A 17,991-nucleotide genomic window follows, 5' to 3' on the forward strand; every position below is an offset into this window, starting at 1 on the left:
GGTGACGGCGCTTTGGGTGCCCTTTCACCTCGCCTGTGGAAATGTCCTGGCCATGGCCGACATGTCCCATGGTGCCCACAGCCAGCCGCCGACGCGCGGACAGCGGTGGTCCGAGTTCCGGCAGTCACCGTTGTGGCCGGCCGTCGTGCTGGTGCTCATCCTGGCGGCCGCGGCCGGCCTCTTCGCCGGTTCGTACACCTACTCCATGGCCGACCCGACGCCGCACTCGATCCCCACGGCCGTGGTCGGCTCGTACGGACAGGCCCGCGGGCAGGCATTCCTGGACGGTCTGGAGGAGGAACTGAACGCGTCCGTGAAGGTACACGTGTACGACAGCGCCGCCGGAGCCCGTCAGGCCATGGCCGACCAGGAGGTCTTTGCGGTCCTCGACCTCCGCGACGACGGGAGGACCGCGGTCCTCGACCTGTCGGGGGCCTCCGGGGCCTCGGTCGCGGAGGTGCTGGCCAGCGCGGCGCCGGCCGTGGGGGAGGAAACCGGCGTCGAGGTCACCGTCCAGGACCTCAATCCGCTGCAGGAGGGCGACCCGCGCGGACTGGCGATCTTCTACATCTCGCTGGCCGCCGTCATCATCGGCTTCGTCGGGGCGATCCAGCTCAGCGTGCACGCACCCTCCCTGACGCCCCTCGAACGCATCCTGTTCACCCTCGCCTACGCGCTGCTCGGCGGATTCGCCATCGCCGCGACCGTGGACTGGCTGCTCGGCGCGCTCGACCTGCCGTTCGTGGAGTCGTGGCTGATCCTGGCGCTCACCCTGTTCGCCAGCGGCATGGTCTTCACCATGTTCAACACCCTGTTCGGGCGCTGGGCGATGCTGCCGACGTGGGGGCTGATGATCCTGCTGGGCAACCCCTCGTCCGGTGGCGCGGTGTCCTGGCCGCTGCTGCCGTCCCCGCTGGGCGAGATCGGCAAGTGGCTGCCGCCCGGCGCCTCGGTCAACGCGCAGCACACGGCGGTGTACTTCCAGGGGCACCAGCACGCGTTCCCCTTCCTGGTGCTGGGTGGATGGGTCCTGGTGTCGTGCACGGTCTTCTGGGTCTGGCGGCACCGGCATCCCGGCGGTCGCGAGCGCCGTCCGGCGCACGCCGAGCCGTGACGGCCCCGGTCACCCGGCCGTCGGCCGCACCGCACCGCAGACCATCTGACGGGTGAGTCCGCGGCCGTCGCCGCCCGGACCCGCAACCGCGGGAAACGCGGTTCGCGCGGCGGCCGTCCGCGGCATCCGATCCCGGGGACCACGGGGCCCGGCACGCGGTCGAGTGCGGCACCAGTCGCCTCGACGGACACCACGCCGTGGTCACGCGGTACGACGGACTCGCGGTCCGTCACGAGGCGGCCGTCCTGGTTGCGGCCGTCGGCGAATGGCCGTGACCGGACGTTCCGCTCGCCCGGTGGCCGGCCTGAGTGTTCGTGAACAGACGACGGCGGAAGAAGCTGTCCAAGCGTCTCGTCGAAGCGGCGGCGTTCGGCGACAGCACCCGGATCAACGCCCTGCTGCGAGCCGGGGCCCGCCGCGAGACCAGCGACACCGACGGCACCACGCCTCCCTGCGCGGCATCGGTCGACGGAGCCGCCGACCACGTCCTGTGTCTGCTGGCAGCCGGGGCCTCGCCCGGCACCGATGGACCAGGTGCCGCGCCCCCGACCTCACGCTCGACGAACTGGGCCCACCCCGCCGGCCACCACCCACCGCTGACGTGACCCGTCCGGTGCGCGCTGTGCGTCTGGTGCGCGCTGTGCACGGGCTGCGGTACGCGCCCCCGGGGGAACTCGGCCCCCTCGAGGAGCCGCTGCTCGACGCCCGTCCCCACGAGGGCGACCTGCTGCTCGCCACCGTCGCTGCCCCTGCGTCGGCGTGGGCCGCGCTGCCGGAAGCCGGCGCGAGGCCGCGCACCCTCATCACGGCGTCGCCGGGGCCGGCGGCCGCCGGCTCGCCGGGCGGCGCCGCGGAGGGGCTTGCCCGCTTCGCCGGCCGGTCGGCGCATCGGGTCTGGTGCGAGGCCGCCGTGCCGCCTCGGGCGGGGTGGGCACACCGCTCACGTGAACACCTCTCCGCGCTGGGGTCCGGCCGCCGGAGGTGGGACGGTGCGCACCGCGGCGCCGTCTCGGGTCAGGTGGCCGGAGCGGCCGGGGCCCCGGGAGCGGTGCCGCTGGGGTGCGGCGGCTTGCTCCTGGCCGTGGTCCGCCGGCCGGCCCGTTCGGCAGCGGGCCGGCCGGTCGGCGTCGGGGCGTTTCAGAGGCGGGGCGCCAGTACTTCCAGGGCGCCGGTCTCGGTGTCGTAGCTGCGCAGGGTGACGAGCCGGGCCGACAGCGGCGGCACCGGCAGCAGTTCGGGCAGGCGGCGGCCGGTGAAGGCACCCGCCCGCCGGGTACGGCCGAGGGTGATGTGCGGGATCCAGCGCCCGGGTTCGTGCAACGGGTTGAGGGTCCCGGGCGGGCTGTCCGAGGCCACCGCCTCCCATACCCTGCGGTGCAAGCCGACCAGCGCGCAGTCGCGGTCCAGCGCCCAGGCCAGCACCGAGGTGGGCCGCTCGAAGCGAACCGTGCCGGTGAACCGCACCGGCAGCGGCAGGGCGGCGGCGACCTCGGCGAGCTCCCAGCGGATCGGGGCGGTCAGCTCCGGGCAGGCGGCCAGGGTGAGGTGCGGGCTGTTGGTCGGTGAGCGGTGACGCGCCTGACTGGGCAACCCCGCGTCCGCGAGCCGCTGCCAGGCCTCGCGAACCGCCAGCTCCGCCGCCTCGTCCAACAGAAGCTCGACCGTGCGCACCGCCGTAGCCTACCGGCGGTCTGTGAGTGTGAGCGTGTCCGCGGGGCGGGCCGCACTGCCGGGGAAGCGCGGCGGAAGGCGGTGGAGCCGATGGTGCTCCAGGACGGGCCGCGGCCGACGGCACCAGGACGTCCACCGGGCCGCGTCCACCCGATCCCCTCGTTCGCCGTGTGCCGTGTCCGGGCCGCACCGGCAAAAGCACCAGGAGACGGAGGCGGGGATCCTGCGCGCGTCGGCGCGGACGGTGCCGCCATTGCCAGGGCCTGCCTCGTACGAGCGGCACGGCCCGCTCCGGGTGCCCGCGCAGACGGTCGGCGGAGGTGGGCTTCCTGGTTCCCCAGGCGTCACGGGCCCGCTGGTGCGCGGTGGGCGGTCTGTGCTGCACCGCGGCGGCCAGGCACAGCCGGTGCAGGGAGGTGTGCGGCACGGAACGCCTCCCCTGCGCCGCTCCCGGCCCGGTCAGCCGTACATCGCCACGCGGTACAGAGTCGCGAGCGCGTCGTCGATGGGGTGGGGCTGCGGCTTGCCGGAGGGGTCGAGCCTGTTCCACCTCTGCATGTTCACCGCGACCGCCAGCTGCCGCTTGCCGTCGGCACGGGTCATGGCCAGCGCTCCACCGCCCCAGACCGTGCCGCCGTGGCCCCAGAAGGTGCCCCGGCCGGGTCCCTCCATCGGGTGCAGGCCGAGGCCGTAGTCGATCACCTTTCCCTCCTGGGAGACGACCGGGACGGTGCGCTGCATCTGCGCCAGCGACGACGGGCTGACGATCTCCCCGGCCAGCAGCGCGCCGTAGAAGCGGTTGAGGTCCGAGACGGTCGATATCAGCGAGGCCGACGGTCCCACCCATGACATGTCGTAGACGCTGTAGTCGCGCGGCGGGTCGATCATGCCGAACCACGCCTCGTAGAGCCGTGAGTGCGGCCCGCCGACGTACGGCCCGGCGGGGAGTTCGGTGTCCCGCAGCCCGGCGCGCTCGATGACGTGCCGGGTGATGTACCGCTCGGCCGTGGTGCCGGTCACCTGTTCCAGGAGTTGGACGAGGAGCAGGTAGTTGGTGTTGGAGTACACCCCCGGAGTACCGCCCGGGGCGCCGACGGCGGGTGCGGTGACCCCCATCTCGATCAGTTCGACGGGGTCGAACCGTGTGAACCGGTGGTCGTCCAGGCTCTGGGGCCCGGTGTCCGCGAGGGCGGGGTACGCCTTGAGGGAGGGGTAGGCGTACGGGAGGTACTCGGCGAGGCCGCTGGTGTGGTTGACCAGCATCCGTACCGTGATCGCGGCACCGCGCTCTCCGGGGACCAGCTTCGGAAGGTACCGGCCGATCGGTGTGTCCAGACCGATCCGACCGCTCTCGACCTGCTGCAGGACCGCGGCGGCGGTGAAGGTCTTGGTGATGCTGCCGACGCGGTGCCGCAGGTCGGCGGTGACGGGGCGGCCGGTGGCGACGTCGGCGACCCCGGCGGCGCCGCGCCAGACCCGGTCGCCGTCACGCACCTCGGCGAACAGGCCCGGCATCCCGGCGCGGTGGACGTTTTCGACGGCTGCGTCCAGCGTCGCGGAATCCAGTGGGTTCTTCACGTCATGCGTCCTCTCGCGTTCCCCGGGGTGAGCTCCGCATCGGTCGCCTGACCCGGGCAACAGGGCACGAGTGGCGTGCCGGCCCGCCCGGCATGCTCGTGCCTCCATTATGCACGCGGTGCGTGCATCACCAAGTGCACAGGTAGGATGAGATCTGGCGAGAGGAGCGAGATGGCAGGTCGAAGGCGTTGGACGACCGAGGAGATCCTGGATGCGGCGGCGGAGCTGCTGCGCACGAGCGACGCGGATTCGTTCAGCGTGCGCAAACTGGCCGCGGCCCTCGGGACCGACTCCTCCAGCCTGTACCGGCACTTCCGCAGCAAGACCGAGCTGCTGCGCGCGGTCGCCGACCGGATTCTCCTGGCCGCGATGGACGGTCACCGACCCGAGGGCGACTGGAAGCAGCGCATCACGTCCCTGGCCCTGCGCGTGAGAGCGGCCTTCGGACAGCAGCCCCAGCTCGCCGCGGTCTGGGGACGCTACGCGTCGAGCGGCGCCGGTTCCCGACTGGTCATGGAAGAGGTGCTGCAGGCCCTGCGCGCGTCGGGACTGCCCGACGAGGAGATCCCGGCGCGCTACCACCGGATGGCGGTCCTCATCGCCGCGTTGATCGCCTCCGAGGCCGGGGTCAGCACCGTCACCCCCGAGGAGCACGAACAGGGCATGGAGCTGTTCCGCGTGGCGGTTCTGGGCGCCGACCCCGAACGCTTCCCGGCCCTGGCCCACTTCGCCCGCGACGTCCGCCCCCTCGGGGCGGATCGCCGCGCCGCGTTCGAGGAGATCCTCGCCGCCCAACTCGCCCACATCGAGGCGGCGGTCCGCTCGAACTGAGGGCCACCAGCCCGTCGCCTCGAGAGGCAGCGCGCCATAGACAGCCCTCGTCGCCCGGAAGGCCCCCGCCGCCACTTCGATTCCGGCCGCGCGCTGAGCGGGAACGCGAGAGGGGCCCGGCTGATGCCGGGCCCCTCTTTCGCAGCGGGGACAGGAGGTGAACCTGCGACCTCTGGGTCATGGGCCCAGCGAGCCACCGAGCTGTTCCACCCCGCGTCGGTGGCGCCTCCCCGCACGGGGCTCCGCAGGTCGGCGGTGGTCAGCCGCGGACGATGTTCTCCGCCTGGGGGCCCTTCTGGCCCTGGGTGACGTCGAAGGTGACCGGCTCGCCCTCGACCAGCTCGCGGTAGCCGCTGCCGGAGATGTTGGAGTAGTGGGCGAAGACGTCCGGTCCGCCGCCGTCCTGGGCGATGAAACCGAAGCCCTTCTCGGAGTTGAACCACTTCACGGTGCCGCTGGCCATACTGCGTCCTTCGATCTCGCCGGCGGGGCCGGCAGGGGTGAATAGCGGGGGGCCTCCCTGAGGAAAGGCGCCCGGCGTCCTTTCTACCCCGGCCGGGGCTCCGCCATACGATCATCCGTCCGCGAGTCGGATGAGACTGGTCCAGGAGCGGTACGGTCCCGCGAAGAACGCCGGAACGACCACCCGGCCACCGGCCCTTGGCGTTCGAGCGGCTCCAACGGCTTCCCACCCGGCGCGGCGCCGCTGCGACCGGGGCGGGGTACCAGGGGAAATGCCCTGCCCGTCGCCTTCCCTCCCTACAAGGGGGCGCGTCCCGAGGGTGTGCCGCCGGGGTCATCGGGCAGGGCGATGCGGGCGGTGACGCGTTTGCCGAGCTGCTCGCGCCGGACCTCGAAGTCCTGGCAGACGGCCATGACGATCTCCAGGCCGTGCTGGCCGACCCGGCCCGCGTCCGCGGCCCTGGCCACCGGCAGGGCCGGGCCGGAGTCCCACACGGCGACCTCCACCAGGTCGCCGACGATCAGCAGTTCCATGGTCGCCGGGCCCGGGGCGTACTTGCGGGCGTTGGTCACCAGTTCGCTGACGACCAGCTGCGTCAGCTCGACGGCGCGGTCGGAGACCGGGACGCCGTGTTCGGCCCGGGCGCGGGTGAGGAAGGCCACCGCGCGGTGGCGGGCCGCGGCGATGCACGAGCTGTCGTCGTCCAGGGCGACGATGTCCTGCGGGACGCCGGGCACGACGCCCCCGCCGTCCGGAGCCGACTCCACTGCATCCACCATCACGTCCCCCCGTTCCCGCGTGCCTGCCTGTCGGCGTGCACACCTGCCCGTGATGACGCCTCACACGCACCGTTCGTTCCCGGGGAGGCCCCACGCACGTGGATGCCCTCGACTTTCATGACAGGCTGCAGGTGCACGTACTCACCCGTAGATCCGACCAGCGAGCACACTTGAGGAAAACGTGACAGACACCCACAGAGCAACACGATCGGGGCACCTGTCGATCGACACCGGCACCGTCGACGGCACCCGCGTCGTCACCGCGCACGGCGAGATCGACCACACCCACCAGGAGACGCTCTACCAGGAACTGGTGCCCTGCCAGGACGCCACGGGAGCGCGCACCGTGCTCGACCTCACCGGCGTGTCGTTCATGGACTCCAGCGGCATCAACACCCTCATCGCCGCCCACCGGGCCCTCACCGGGACCGGGGGCCGACTGCGTCTGGCCGGCGCCCACGGTCCGGTGCTGCGCGTCATCGAACTGGTCGGTGTCGACACCGTCATCGACTGCCACCCCGACCTGCACCACGCCCTGACCGTCTGATCCCCCCACGCACTCCTCGGCACAGGCACCGCGATCCTCCGGGACGTCCTGCCACAGGCCGCGGGGTGACGGTCACCCACCCCGGGCAGGGTTAGGAAGCAGCCCTGCCGAGTCCCGCGAGGACACGTCCTCGAAGGACCCGAACACCCGGGTCGCCCCACCGGCCCTCCGTCGGGGAACATCGTGAGCGCGGTTCCCGCCTCCCGCAGGCACACCTCGCGAGTCCGGCCTCCAGGGCGCTGCGCGCCGGCGAACTCCGCCTCCAGGCCGTGACGCGGTGACTGCCGCCGCGGAAGCAGCGCTCGCCGAGGGTTCCGGCGACCTGGACCGGCCCCGGTACGGGGCGACTGCCCGAGGCCGTGGGACCGGCGGCACGGGGCCACGGCCGGCGCCCCCTCACCTCCCCCGGCATGCGGACCGGATCTCCCGCAGGAGTGTCCGGCAGCCCTCGCCGCAGGCGGCCACAGCCGCGTGCACCGCGTCCGGGGCCGCCCGGATCCGGCCCGCCCCGGCAGCACCGGGCAGTGCGCGCAGGGCCCGTGGGGCCGGGACGTCCGCGGGCACGGGACCGGCTCGCCGAACGTGCCCCTCACCGTGCACGGCGCCGTTTCCCCGGGCCACGGCACCCACCCCCGGCCCGGCACCGTCGGCACCCCTTCCCCGAACCGGCGCGGCAGAGCGGGCGACAGCGCCACCCGCCCCTCCCCGCCTGCCGTTCGTCCCGGACGGCACCGGCCCGGCGGGGGTCGACACCCGCGTCCGCGCCCGGCACGCAGCCGCCCGCGACACCGCACCGGCCGGCTTCCCGCACGAGGCGCGGGCCCGGCCACGGCTCACCGGAACCCCGGCCACGGACCCGACCACCGCAGGTCAGCCCACGGCGCAGAGCACCGCGCAGCCGACGGGCGCACGGCGCGGAAAGCCCGGCGGGCGGCGGGCGCGCCGTGCCGCCACGGGCCGGGTCCCTCGCCCGAGTCACGCCCGCGGGCGCGGGAACGGGCTATTCCTTGACACGAATATTCTTGTTCAGGAATACTCACCGCCATGGACGCACTCCTCGCGGCCCTGGCCGATCCGGCCCGCTGGCGACTCGTGAACCTGCTGGCCGAACAGCCCCGTTCGGTCGGTGTTCTCGCTCAGCTCGCCGAGGCGCGCCAGCCGCAGACGACCAAGCACCTGCAGACCCTCGAGCGCGCCGGTGTCGTGACCTCCCAGCGCTCCGGCCAGCGCCGCATCTACGCCCTCAGGGCCGGTCCCCTGCGGGACCTGGCGGCCACACTCGGACGGCTCGCCGACACCGCCGAACGGGCCGGCGGCTCGCGCGCGACCTACGAGCGTTACGGGCTCAGCCTGGATGCGGAGCGGCTCGCCGCCAAGGAAGCGGGGTGGGCCGACGGCCGCTCGTTCCGGTTCCACCGGTCGCTGACGGGGCGCCCCGAGCTGGTCTGGCGCCACCTGACCGAGTCCGTCCTGCTCGCCCGCTGGTGGACTCCCGACGACCTCCGCGTCTCCGAGCTGGTCTTCGAGGCGCGCCCCGGTGGGCGGATCGTCCATGAGTACCGCGACGCCGAGGACGCCGACGGCTCCGACCTGGTCGCCGGGCGCGCGGAGGGAGTCGTCGTCGGCGTACGCCCCGACGAACACCTCGCCTACCGGCTCTCGCCGCTGCTTCCTGACGGCAGCCCGGCTTTCACCGCCCACGTGGCCATGGACCTCCGGTCCACGGTCACGGGCACGGACCTCGACGTCCATTGGCGCATCACCGACAGCACCGTCGGATCCGCGGACTTCATCGCCGGCATCGAGATCGGCTTCGGCCAGAGCCTCGACAATCTCGCGGCGGCCCTCGCCGACGGGCCGCACGACACCCACAGCACCGATATGAAGGACACGAAGTGACAGCGCAGACCGACGGCCGCCGGGTCGTCACCAACATGACCCTCTCCCTCGACGGCCGCTACGCCGCACCGCACGACCCGCTGGACATGGGCTGGGTGATGCCGTACGCCGTGACCGACGTCGCCCGCGACCACCTGACCGGCCTCTGGCAGTCGGCGACGACGGCCCTGCTCGGCCGGGTCAACGCCGAGGGCTTCCTGAGCTTCTGGCCCACCGTCATCAGCGCGCAGGACGCCGACCCGCGCGACGAGGGCTTCGCGAAGTGGCTCGTCGACGCCGACAAGGTGGTCCTCTCCTCCACCCTCGGCCAGGCGCCGTGGGAACGGACGACGGTCGTCGACAAGCCGACCACCGAGGTGGTCGCGGACCTCAGGACCACCGACGGCGGCGACATCCTCGTGCTCTCCAGCGCGAGCGTCGTCAAGGCCCTGCTGGCGGCCGACGAGGTCGACCGGCTGGCCCTCACGGTCTTCCCGGTCTTCCTCGGCGGCGGGCCGCGCCTCTTCGACGACGGCCTGCCCGCGGGACGGTGGACGCTGGCCGGCCAGACCGCGGGCGAACACGGCACGCTGGCCCTCGTCTACGACCGGGTCCGCTGAACCGGACCGACTCGGCACAGCGGGCCGGCACCCACCACGCGGTCCGCCGGACAGTCGCCGACGCGGCGGGCGGACCCGCCGGGTCGGCCGCCGACCACCCCGCCGCGGCGTGGCAGGCCGCCCACGGGCGCAGCCCGGACCCGGTGCGCGCGTGCGGCGAGGCCGTCAAGGCGGTGGAGCGCGCAGCGCACGCCGTCGTCCCGCCACCGGTGCAGCGGCAGGAGGGGTGGTGTCCGAGGGGAGGCGGGAGGTGTGCCGGGCGGCCGTGGCTCTCACCGCCGCGGGGGCCGCTGCCGGGGCGGCGGTGAGGCGGCGCGTCCTCCGGAACCCGTGCCGAACGGGCTCCGCTGTCCGTTCCCGGGTCCGCCCCGCGGCAACGGGGTGAGGCCCAGGTGGGCCCAGGCGGCAGGGGTGGCGACCCGCCCCCGGGGGGTGCGGGCCAGCAGTCCTTCGCGCACCAGGAACGGCTCGGCGACCTCCTCCACCGTCTCCCGCTCCTCCCCCGCCGCGACCGCGAGGGTGGACAGTCCGACCGGCCCGCCCCCGAAGAGGCCCAGCAGCGCGCCCAGCACCGCCCTGTCGAGCCGGTCCAGGCCGCGGCCGTCGATCTCGTAGACCGCCAGGGCCGCGGAGGCGACCTCGCGGGTCACCACGCCGTCGGCCTTGACCTGGGCGTAGTCCCGCACCCGGCGCAGCAGCCGGTTGGCGATGCGAGGAGTGCCGCGGGAGCGGCCGGCGATCTCCGCGGCGCCCTCGGGCTCGATCGCCACGCCGAGCAGCCGGGCGGAGCGGTGGATGACCCGCTCCAGCTCGGCGGGGGCGTAGAACTCCATGTGCGCGGTGAAGCCGAAGCGGTCGCGCAGCGGGGGCACCAGCAGCCCGGCCCGGGTGGTGGCACCGACCAGGGTGAACGGGGGGAGTTCCAGGGGGATGGCGGTGGCGCCGAGACCAGTGCCGACCATGACGTCGACACGGAAGTCCTCCATCGCCATGTACAGCATCTCCTCGGCGGAACGGGACATCCGGTGGATCTCGTCGAGGAAGAGGACCTCACCCTCGGTGAGGGAGGAGAGGACGGCGGCGAGCTCTCCGGCGTGCTGGATGGCGGGTCCGGAGGTGATGCGGAACGGGGCGCCCATCTCGGCGGCGATGATCATCGAGAGGGTGGTCTTGCCGAGGCCCGGAGCCCCGGAGAACAGCACGTGGTCGGCGGTCGCGCCGCGGGCGCGGGCGGCGCGCAGCACCAGGTCGAGCTGCTCGCGAACCCGCTCCTGGCCGATGAACTCGTCGAGGCCCGTGGGCCGCAGCGGGGCCTCGACGGTCCCGTCCTCGCCGTCGGCGTCGGCTCCGACCAGCCGGTACACCGACTCGATCGTGGCGGGTCGGCCGGGGGCCGTCCCGCTGCTGGTGTCGTTCTGGTTCGTCATCGCACGACCACCACGTAATCGCATACACGTTCGAAAAAGACTAGAATCATACTAGGTGGACATAAAAGGACAATCAACATCTTCCGGGCAGGAGCTCGCCCGGGCGGCGGTGACCGGCACGACGAGCGGCACAGGAGTCCACCCGCCCGCTCGCACGGGGCGCCTCCCGGCGCCCCGGGCACCCGCGGCCCGCGACGTCCTGCGGGGAGAGGGCCGAGGGTCGCCCCGCCACCGCCTCCGCACCCCGGGAAGTCCCGACGAGAAGGGGCAGACATGCAGGCGGTCTGGAGGGGGGTCATCTCCCTCGGCACCATCGACATCCCCGTGGCCCTCTACAAGGCCACCGAGCCGGACAGCGGCCCCGTCCTGCACCAGGTCCACGCCGAGGACGGCTCACGCGTGCAGCACAAACCGTGGTGCGAGGAGGAGGACCGGGAGATCGAACACCGGGAAGTCGCGAAGGGCTACCAGCACCCCGACGGCCGGAGAGTCGTCCTGAGCGACGAGGAACTGGCGGCCCTCCCCCCGCCGGACAAGGAACGGATCAGCGTGCTGGCCTCCGTCGACCGCGGCAGCATCGATCCGATGGTGCTCGGGCAGGCCTACCACGTCGGAGGATCGGACCCGGTGACCGACCGGTTCTACGTCCTGCTCCGGGACACGCTGAGGGAGTCCGGGCGGGTCGCCGTCGCCAGGGTCGCCATCGGGACCCGTGAGTCCCTGGCGGTGCTGCGCGCCCACGGCGACCTCCTCGTCCTGCAGACCATGAGCTGGCCCGAGGAGGTCCGCCGTCCGACCGGCATCGCCCCCGGAAGCGACATCGCCGTGAGGCCGCAGGAGCTGAAGATGGCCATGCACCTCATGGACGTCCTCTCCGAGGGCTTCGTCCTGGAAGAGCTCCACGACGACTACCGGCAGGCCCTGCGGCAGGTCGTCGCCGACCGCCTGGAGGAGACGGCGTCCCCGCGGCACGCCGACGACACCGACCTCGCGGCCCTGCTGCAAAGCAGCCTGGAAGCGGTGAGGAACGGCCGCGTCGACGCCGCACCGGCCAGGAGGGCCGCGGCCGGGAGGACCGCCTCGGCCGCGAAGCGGACCACCGGGGAGAAGGAACCGGCAACCGGCACCTCGGCCCGGAAGACCGCCGCCGAGGGCACCGCCACCGAGGACACCGCCGCCGGGAACACCACCGCGGAGAAGACCACGCCCCGCCGAGCGTCCTGACCGCTCCGCCCGGACGGGCGTCGTCCCCGGACAGCCGGCCGGCGTCGGCCACGGCGCGAACGCCCGCCACGGTCGGCACCGCCGGTACGGGAGCGGCCGCGGTGCCGGGCGCGGGTCCGTGACACCAGCGACGCGCGGTCCCACGCAGACCTCACGGCCGTGCGGAGCCGGCTGGACTTCCGCCCGGGGCGCGGGAGCCGGACGGTGCCGGCACCGCGGCCGCGCGCCCTGCGCCCCCATCGGGCGCTGCGCCCGGCCCGGCGGCACCCCGCTGCCCTTCTCCTGGCCACGGTCACCGGGCCGGGTGTCCCCGGACGCGACGCGGGCACAGGCAGGCCCATTTTAGGCCCTGGCACTGACAATTGGGGCTCATGGCAACTTTTCCGGAGAAAAGTATTGATTGTCCTCTCTCTGTGCGCTTAGCGTGAAGTTCCAGACAGCCTTCGAACTAGTATTCGAACAGGCCGACGGCCGTGTGGGTGCCCGTCCTGCCGGGTGAGGACAGTCCTCCGTCCCTCCCCAGGCCCACCCCGAACCGCCGCCGGAGACGCCAGAGGAGCACGGCGTGAACCACCCCGTCTTCACCCCCGCCACCAAGGAACAGGCCAAGGCCCGCATCGCGCTCACCGGGCCCACCGGATCGGGCAAGACCTACACCGCCCTGGTCACCGGCACCGGGCTCGGCAACCGGATCGCCCTGGTCGACACCGAGCACGGCAGCGCCGCCAAGTACGCCGACGAGTTCGCCTTCGACACCCTCCCGCTCACCACGTTCCAGCCCACCGCGCTCGTCGAGGCGCTCGCGGTGGCCGCTCACGACGGCTACGACGTCATGATCGTCGACTCCCTGAGCCACTTCTGGTCCGGCACCGGCGGAATGCTGGAGCAGGTCGACAACGCGGCCAAGCGCGTCGGGTCGGGAGGCAGCTTCGCCGGCTGGAAGGAGGCCCGTCCCCTGGAGCGGGCGATGCTCGACGCCCTGCTCGCCTATCCCGGTCACCTCATCGTCACCATGCGCACCAAGACCGAGTACGTCGTCGAGGCCGACGACCGCGGGCGCAAGGTGCCGCGCAAGGTCGGGCTCAAGCCCGAGCAACGGGAGGGCATCGAGTACGAGTTCGACATCGTCGGCGACCTCGACCACGAGAACACCCTGGTGATCTCCAAGTCCCGGGCCAAACCGCTGTCCGGGACGGTGCTCCACAAGCCCGGCGCGGAGTTCGCCGAGGCGGTCCTCGGCTGGCTCAAGGCCGGCAGGCCCGCCAAGTCCGTGTCGGACTACCTCACGGCGGCCACCGCGCCGGACGCCACCTACGAGGACCTGCGCGCTCTCTATGAGGAGGCCCGCCGGCGCAACCTGCTCGGCGCCGCCGTCCTGGACGGCGAGGAGACCCACACGCTCGGCGAGCTGATCGTGCGTCGCGGTACCGAGGCGGCGAAGAGCCGGGACGCCCAGGACGTCGAGTCGCGGGTCGGGGCCGGGTAGGGGGCGGGCCGCATGAGCCTCAAGGACCAGGCCACCCGGGTCGCCGTGCTCCGGGTGCTGCGCGACGCGGTGGACGCCGAGTACGAGGCCGCCCGCCGCACGATGCTCGGCGGGCTGCGCGCGGCCCGTGCCGAGCTCGACCTGAAGTCGATCCGGGCGACCCTGCCGGACCGCACGCCCATCGCCACCATCACGCTCATCGATCCCCAGCCGACGGTCGTGATCGCCGACGAGCGCGCCTTCCTCGCCTGGGTGGCCGAGAACCACCCCAGCGAGGTGGAGACGTTCACCCGGGTGCGCCCCTGCTGGCAGCGGGAGTTCTTCACCCGGCTCGCCTGCCTCGATCCGGTCACCGACCCGCGCACCGGCGAGGTGATCCCGGGACTGGCCGCGGCGCCGGCGCCCCCGCCGCGGTCGTTCAGCCTCCGCCCCGTGCCCGGCGGGCCGGAGAAGGTCACCCGCGCCTGGCGCACCGGCGAACTCGACCTGCGCCGGCTGCTCGCCCTCGACGGCGGTGCGACATGACCGACGCCCTCTCGCCACTGGATCGTCCGGGCCGGCCGCCCGGGCCGCGGTGGCCGGATGCCCCCGGACGGGTTGCCGCCCCCCGCGGCGCCCCCTGTGCGGGGGCCGCGAGGGCGGCGGTGCGCCGGCTCGCCGCGACACCCGACGCGTCCCGGCCGGCAGGAGGCGCCGTGGACGCCGACCGGGACGGTACGGCTCGTCGCCCCCGCCGCCGCGATGTGCCCCGGCGTGTCCGGAGGGGGCCGACGACCGCCTCGCCCCGCGGTGCGGTGTGCGACTTCGACGGCACGGGGCGCGCGTCCCGCCCACTCCGGGCCACCGGCCGTCCCGAACCGGCACGGGTGAGGAATCACTCGTCGAACGAGAGGAAAGGCCATGGTTGGCGAAACCGTCATCACAGTGGTCGGCAATCTGACCGATGACCCCGAGCTGCGCCTCGGCCCGTCCGGCGACGCGGTCGCGCACTTCGCCGTCGCCTCCACCCCCCGCGTCTTCGACCGGGAGAGCGGGCAGTGGAGGGACGCCGAGACGCTGTTCCTGCGCTGTTCGGCCTGGGGGCAGATGGCCGGGCACATCGCCGAGTCCCTGACCCGCGGTACGCGCGTCGTCGTCCAGGGACGGTTGCGCCAGCGGACGTACGAGACCAAGGAGGGCGAGCGCCGCACCGTGGTCGAGTGCGTGGTCGACGAGGCCGGTCCCTCGCTGAAGTTCGCCACCGCACAGGTCACCAAGGCCCCTCGCGCGAGCGTCCTCGCCGCCGCCGGCCCACCCGCCGACGGCCTGTTCGCCCGGAACGACGGCGAGCCGCCCGCCCACCGGCGGGGCGAGGAGCCCTTCTGACCGACGGGAGCACCGCAAAGGCTGACCGGCATGACCGACGACCCCGCCCCGACCGGCCCCTGCGCGACCTGGACCCCGCAGGCCGCACTCGGCTTGACCTGTACCGACTGTCATCCCGAATACCGGGACGACCACCAGGAGGACGACTCCCGGACCCGCCCGGAGACCTTCGTCGGGACGGCCCCGGACGGATGGGGGAGGCACGGCCTCCCCTGGCTCCCCGACGTCCCGGTCGACGAGCTGCCGTGGAGGGAGGAGCCGGCCGCCGCCGGGGCGACCGGAGGAAGGACGACGGAGTCGCCCGGGCAACCGGCGGCGACCGACGAGGTCACAGACCGACGGCAGCCCGCGAGCGGTGCCGGGACGGTGGAGCGGAGCCGGAGTGATGCGGCACCCGGCACCATCGCCCCGGAGTCCGCGCGGGCCGTCGCAGAACCGGCACCCCGGGCCGCCGGCACGGTGCCCCGGGACCGTCGACCGCAATGACACGCCCCATCCCATCCAGGCGGACGCCATGAAAGAACAGGACCGCGAGAGGGCGCTCGAGCTGGCCCTCATCCAGATCGAGAAGCGCTTCGGCAAGGGCTCGGTCATGTGCCTCGGCGATGACCCCTGGTCCCCCGTCGAGGTCATCCCCACCGGGTCGGTCGCCCTCGACGTCGCCCTCGGCATCGGCGGCCTGCCCCGCGGGCGGATCGTGGAGATCTACGGGCCCGAGGCCTCGGGCAAGACCACTCTCGCCCTGCACGCGGTGGCCAACGCCCAACGCGCCGGCGGCACCGTGGCGTTCATCGACGCCGAGTACGGCCTCGACACCGAGTACGCCAAGCGGCTGGGCGTGGACGTCGACGCCCTGCTGGTCTGCCAGCCCGACAACGGCGAGCAGGCCCTGCAGATCGCCGACACGCTCATCCGCTCCGCCGCGCTCGACCTGATCGTCGTCGACTCCGTCGCCGCCCTGGTGCCGCGCGCGGAGATCGAGGGCGAGATGGGCGATTCCCACGTCGGCCTCCAGGCCCGGCTGATGAGCCAGGCCCTGCGGAAGATCGCCGGTGCGCTCGGCCACTCCAGGACCACGATGATCTTCATCAACCAGCTCCGGGAGAAGATCGGCGTCATGTTCGGCTCCCCGGAGACCACCACCGGGGGCCGGGCGCTGAAGTTCTACGCCTCCGTGCGCCTGGACGTCCGCCGGATCGAGACGTTGAAGAACGGGACCGAGGCGGTCGGCAACCGCACCCGTGTCAAGGTGGCCAAGAACAAGTGCGCTCCCCCCTTCAGGACGGCCGAGTTCGACATCCTGTACGGGCAGGGCATCAGCCGTGAGGGCGGCCTGATCGATCTGGGCATGGAGCACGGCTTCCTCTACAAGTCCGGTGCCTGGTACACCTACGAGGGCGGCCAGCTCGGCCAGGGCAAGGAGAACGCCCGCAACTTCTTCAAGGACAACCCCGACCTCGCCGACGAGATCGAGAAGAAGATCAAGGAGAAGCTGGGCATCGGGGCGGGACCGGACACCGTCCCGGCCGCCTCCATCGAGTTCTGACCCGGCGCGACCCCCTTGCGGCATCCGCCCGTCCGGACTCCGTGTCCCCGACGGGAGTCCGGTGAACCGGGAGGGGGACGCGCGGTACGCGTCCTGCGCCGGGAGGGCGGCGTGCGACGGTCGTTCGTGGCCGGCCGGCGAGGACACACCACACGCGCACGAACCGCGATGCCAGAGACGTTCCCGGAGCCGAGGAGCAGCACGTGAGCGACACCGCTTCGACCCTTCGCCGCGTCTACCTCCACTGTGAGTTCCTTCCGGCCGATCCCACCGTCCGCGGCCTGGTCTCCATCGGCCTCACCGACGACGCCGGCTGCGACTACTACGCCGTCAACAACGGGATGGACGTGAGCGCCGTGCTCGACGTCCCGTGGATGGCCGACCACGTGTGGCCCGCCCTGCCCCGGTGCACCGCCGACGGCTGTCCCCGTCTCCTCGACCGTACGCATCCCGACGTCAAGCTCCTCGACGAGATGCGCGACGACGTGGCGGAGTACTTCGCCGACGGCTCCCCGCAGACCCATCTGTACGCCTACTACAGCGGCCGGCACCTCTGGCGCCTGCACTCCCTGTGGGACCACGACTGGGCGGTGATGCCGCCCTCGGTGCCGCGCTGGTGCCACGAACTGCGGTCTCTCGTCGTCCGGGCCGGCGACCCGCCGCTGCCGGAGCGGGCCGGCGAACGGCACCACGCGCTGACGGGCGCCGGCTACGACCGCGCCCTGCACGAGTACCTGCTCGCCCTCTCCCCCTGGCCGTCGTGCGACGACGGCTTCCGCCCCGCGGGCGGCCCGCACCGGATGCCGACCACCGACCGGCAGGCGGCCGCGCCCCCACCGGTCGAGCGCGCGGACAGGAGTTCCGCGGCCTGCCGGGGGCCGGACGGCGGCAGCCGTCCTCCGGGCCGGCCGGTGACGAGGGGGGAGCGGCCGACGCCTTTCCCCACCCGTCGGATGCACTCCGTCGTCTGTGACGTGTGTGACTACGTCTACGACGAGGACGGGGAGGGCTTCGAGGTGTTCGACAGCCCGGAGGCGGCCGCGCGCGAGGTGTTGCGGCACCACTGGAGGTGCCTCTCCGACGGGCGAGTGATGTGCCCGAGCGATGACGGGGAACACCAGGCCGTGTACGACGGGTTGATGCCGCCCGAGCCGGGGGCCGACGGGTAGGCCGCGTCCACCGGAGCGCGGAGGCCGGGGGCGGTGGGCGGCTATGTGGCGGGGGTGAAGCCCCGCTCGGCCAGCGCGTCGATGGTGGCGCCGCCCTCGCCGTACACGAGGGTGCCGGAGTCCCAGTCCAGCGCTACGTCGTCAAGCCCCCGGGCGCGGACGAGCCAGTCGTAGTTCCGCAGCGCGGTGATCGTCTCCTCGGTCATGGAACGAAGCTACGGTTCCCGGTCCGGATCTCCACGGCGTGCGCCTGCGGTCCGCCGTCCCCGCCACGCATCCGGCGCAACGGCGGC

At 73.3% G+C, this 17,991-nt stretch carries 18 protein-coding genes and 1 tRNA gene; 12 read left to right on the forward strand and 7 right to left on the reverse strand.

Annotated features, from left to right (window positions below; translation table 11 throughout):
* The first annotated feature begins 52 nt into the window (after positions 1-52).
* On the forward strand, positions 53-1,114 hold the full coding sequence (locus ACZ56B_RS27155; RefSeq protein ID WP_468795982.1) for an ABC transporter permease: 1,062 nt from the start codon (positions 53-55) through the stop codon (positions 1,112-1,114).
* Positions 1,115-1,428: 314 nt separating this feature from the next.
* The gene (locus ACZ56B_RS27160) at positions 1,429-1,719 is read left to right on the forward strand and encodes a hypothetical protein (protein ID WP_468795985.1); all 291 of its coding nucleotides are present in this window, start codon (positions 1,429-1,431) and stop codon (positions 1,717-1,719) included.
* A 532-nt stretch (positions 1,720-2,251) separates the two neighbouring features.
* Here the strand turns inward: ACZ56B_RS27160 and ACZ56B_RS27165 are convergent.
* Both ACZ56B_RS27165 and ACZ56B_RS27170 read right to left on the reverse strand, forming a co-directional pair.
* Positions 2,252-2,785, reverse strand: a complete 534-nt coding sequence (locus ACZ56B_RS27165; protein WP_468795988.1) for a 2'-5' RNA ligase family protein — start codon at positions 2,783-2,785, stop codon at positions 2,252-2,254.
* A gap of 459 nt (positions 2,786-3,244) precedes the next feature.
* Positions 3,245-4,363, reverse strand: coding sequence for a serine hydrolase domain-containing protein (locus ACZ56B_RS27170; protein WP_468795991.1), 1,119 nt, complete (start codon positions 4,361-4,363; stop codon positions 3,245-3,247).
* Between the two features lie 171 nt (positions 4,364-4,534).
* On the opposite strand from ACZ56B_RS27170, the gene ACZ56B_RS27175 reads away from it, so the two are divergent.
* A complete protein-coding gene (locus ACZ56B_RS27175) occupies positions 4,535-5,194 on the forward strand; it encodes a TetR/AcrR family transcriptional regulator (RefSeq protein ID WP_468795994.1) in 660 nt (219 codons plus the stop codon).
* A 142-nt stretch (positions 5,195-5,336) separates the two neighbouring features.
* Here the strand turns inward: ACZ56B_RS27175 and ACZ56B_RS27180 are convergent.
* The 3 genes from ACZ56B_RS27180 to ACZ56B_RS27190 form a co-directional block, all read right to left on the reverse strand.
* Positions 5,337-5,410 (reverse strand) — tRNA-Met (locus tag ACZ56B_RS27180).
* Between the two features lie 43 nt (positions 5,411-5,453).
* The gene (locus ACZ56B_RS27185; RefSeq protein WP_437064304.1) at positions 5,454-5,657 is read right to left on the reverse strand and encodes a cold-shock protein; all 204 of its coding nucleotides are present in this window, start codon (positions 5,655-5,657) and stop codon (positions 5,454-5,456) included.
* Between the two features lie 296 nt (positions 5,658-5,953).
* Positions 5,954-6,436: an ATP-binding protein gene (locus tag ACZ56B_RS27190; RefSeq protein WP_468795998.1), complete on the reverse strand. Its 483-nt coding sequence runs from the start codon at positions 6,434-6,436 to the stop codon at positions 5,954-5,956.
* Positions 6,437-6,617: 181 nt separating this feature from the next.
* Between ACZ56B_RS27190 and ACZ56B_RS27195 the strand changes: the two genes are divergently transcribed.
* The 3 genes from ACZ56B_RS27195 to ACZ56B_RS27205 all read left to right on the forward strand — a co-directional run bounded on the left by ACZ56B_RS27195 (position 6,618) and on the right by ACZ56B_RS27205 (position 9,481).
* Positions 6,618-6,983 (forward strand): STAS domain-containing protein, encoded by a 366-nt coding sequence (locus ACZ56B_RS27195; RefSeq protein WP_468796001.1) that lies wholly within the window; start codon positions 6,618-6,620, stop codon positions 6,981-6,983.
* Between the two features lie 1,044 nt (positions 6,984-8,027).
* Positions 8,028-8,882 (forward strand): metalloregulator ArsR/SmtB family transcription factor, encoded by an 855-nt coding sequence (locus ACZ56B_RS27200; protein WP_468796004.1) that lies wholly within the window; start codon positions 8,028-8,030, stop codon positions 8,880-8,882.
* Positions 8,879-9,481, forward strand: coding sequence for a dihydrofolate reductase family protein (locus ACZ56B_RS27205; protein ID WP_468796007.1), 603 nt, complete (start codon positions 8,879-8,881; stop codon positions 9,479-9,481). The genes ACZ56B_RS27200 and ACZ56B_RS27205 overlap by 4 nt, the downstream gene beginning before the upstream one ends.
* Positions 9,482-9,753: 272 nt before the next feature.
* On the opposite strand, the gene ruvB is transcribed toward ACZ56B_RS27205, so the two are convergent.
* Complete coding sequence (gene ruvB, locus ACZ56B_RS27210; protein WP_468796010.1) at positions 9,754-10,908, reverse strand: Holliday junction branch migration DNA helicase RuvB; 1,155 nt, start codon at positions 10,906-10,908, stop codon at positions 9,754-9,756.
* 273 nt (positions 10,909-11,181) lie between these two features.
* On the opposite strand from ruvB, the gene ku reads away from it, so the two are divergent.
* The 6 genes from ku to ACZ56B_RS27240 all read left to right on the forward strand — a co-directional run bounded on the left by ku (position 11,182) and on the right by ACZ56B_RS27240 (position 17,698).
* Positions 11,182-12,132 carry a non-homologous end joining protein Ku gene (ku, locus tag ACZ56B_RS27215; protein ID WP_468796013.1) on the forward strand — a complete coding sequence of 317 codons (951 nt, stop codon included), beginning with the start codon at positions 11,182-11,184 and terminating at the stop codon, positions 12,130-12,132.
* 565 nt (positions 12,133-12,697) lie between these two features.
* Positions 12,698-13,618, forward strand: a complete 921-nt coding sequence (locus ACZ56B_RS27220) for an ATP-binding protein (protein ID WP_468796016.1) — start codon at positions 12,698-12,700, stop codon at positions 13,616-13,618.
* A 12-nt stretch (positions 13,619-13,630) separates the two neighbouring features.
* A complete protein-coding gene (locus tag ACZ56B_RS27225; protein ID WP_468796019.1) occupies positions 13,631-14,143 on the forward strand; it encodes a hypothetical protein in 513 nt (170 codons plus the stop codon).
* A gap of 375 nt (positions 14,144-14,518) precedes the next feature.
* On the forward strand, positions 14,519-14,983 hold the full coding sequence (locus tag ACZ56B_RS27230) for a single-stranded DNA-binding protein (protein WP_468796022.1): 465 nt from the start codon (positions 14,519-14,521) through the stop codon (positions 14,981-14,983).
* A 514-nt stretch (positions 14,984-15,497) separates the two neighbouring features.
* On the forward strand, positions 15,498-16,529 hold the full coding sequence (gene recA / locus ACZ56B_RS27235) for a recombinase RecA (protein WP_468796025.1): 1,032 nt from the start codon (positions 15,498-15,500) through the stop codon (positions 16,527-16,529).
* 203 nt (positions 16,530-16,732) lie between these two features.
* Complete coding sequence (locus ACZ56B_RS27240; RefSeq protein WP_468796028.1) at positions 16,733-17,698, forward strand: hypothetical protein; 966 nt, start codon at positions 16,733-16,735, stop codon at positions 17,696-17,698.
* A 41-nt stretch (positions 17,699-17,739) separates the two neighbouring features.
* Here the strand turns inward: ACZ56B_RS27240 and ACZ56B_RS27245 are convergent, their stop codons facing one another.
* The gene (locus ACZ56B_RS27245) at positions 17,740-17,904 is read right to left on the reverse strand and encodes a hypothetical protein (RefSeq protein ID WP_468796031.1); all 165 of its coding nucleotides are present in this window, start codon (positions 17,902-17,904) and stop codon (positions 17,740-17,742) included.
* Positions 17,905-17,991: the final 87 nt, after the last annotated feature.

This window comes from Streptomyces sp. NPDC034670, from assembly GCF_055574875.1.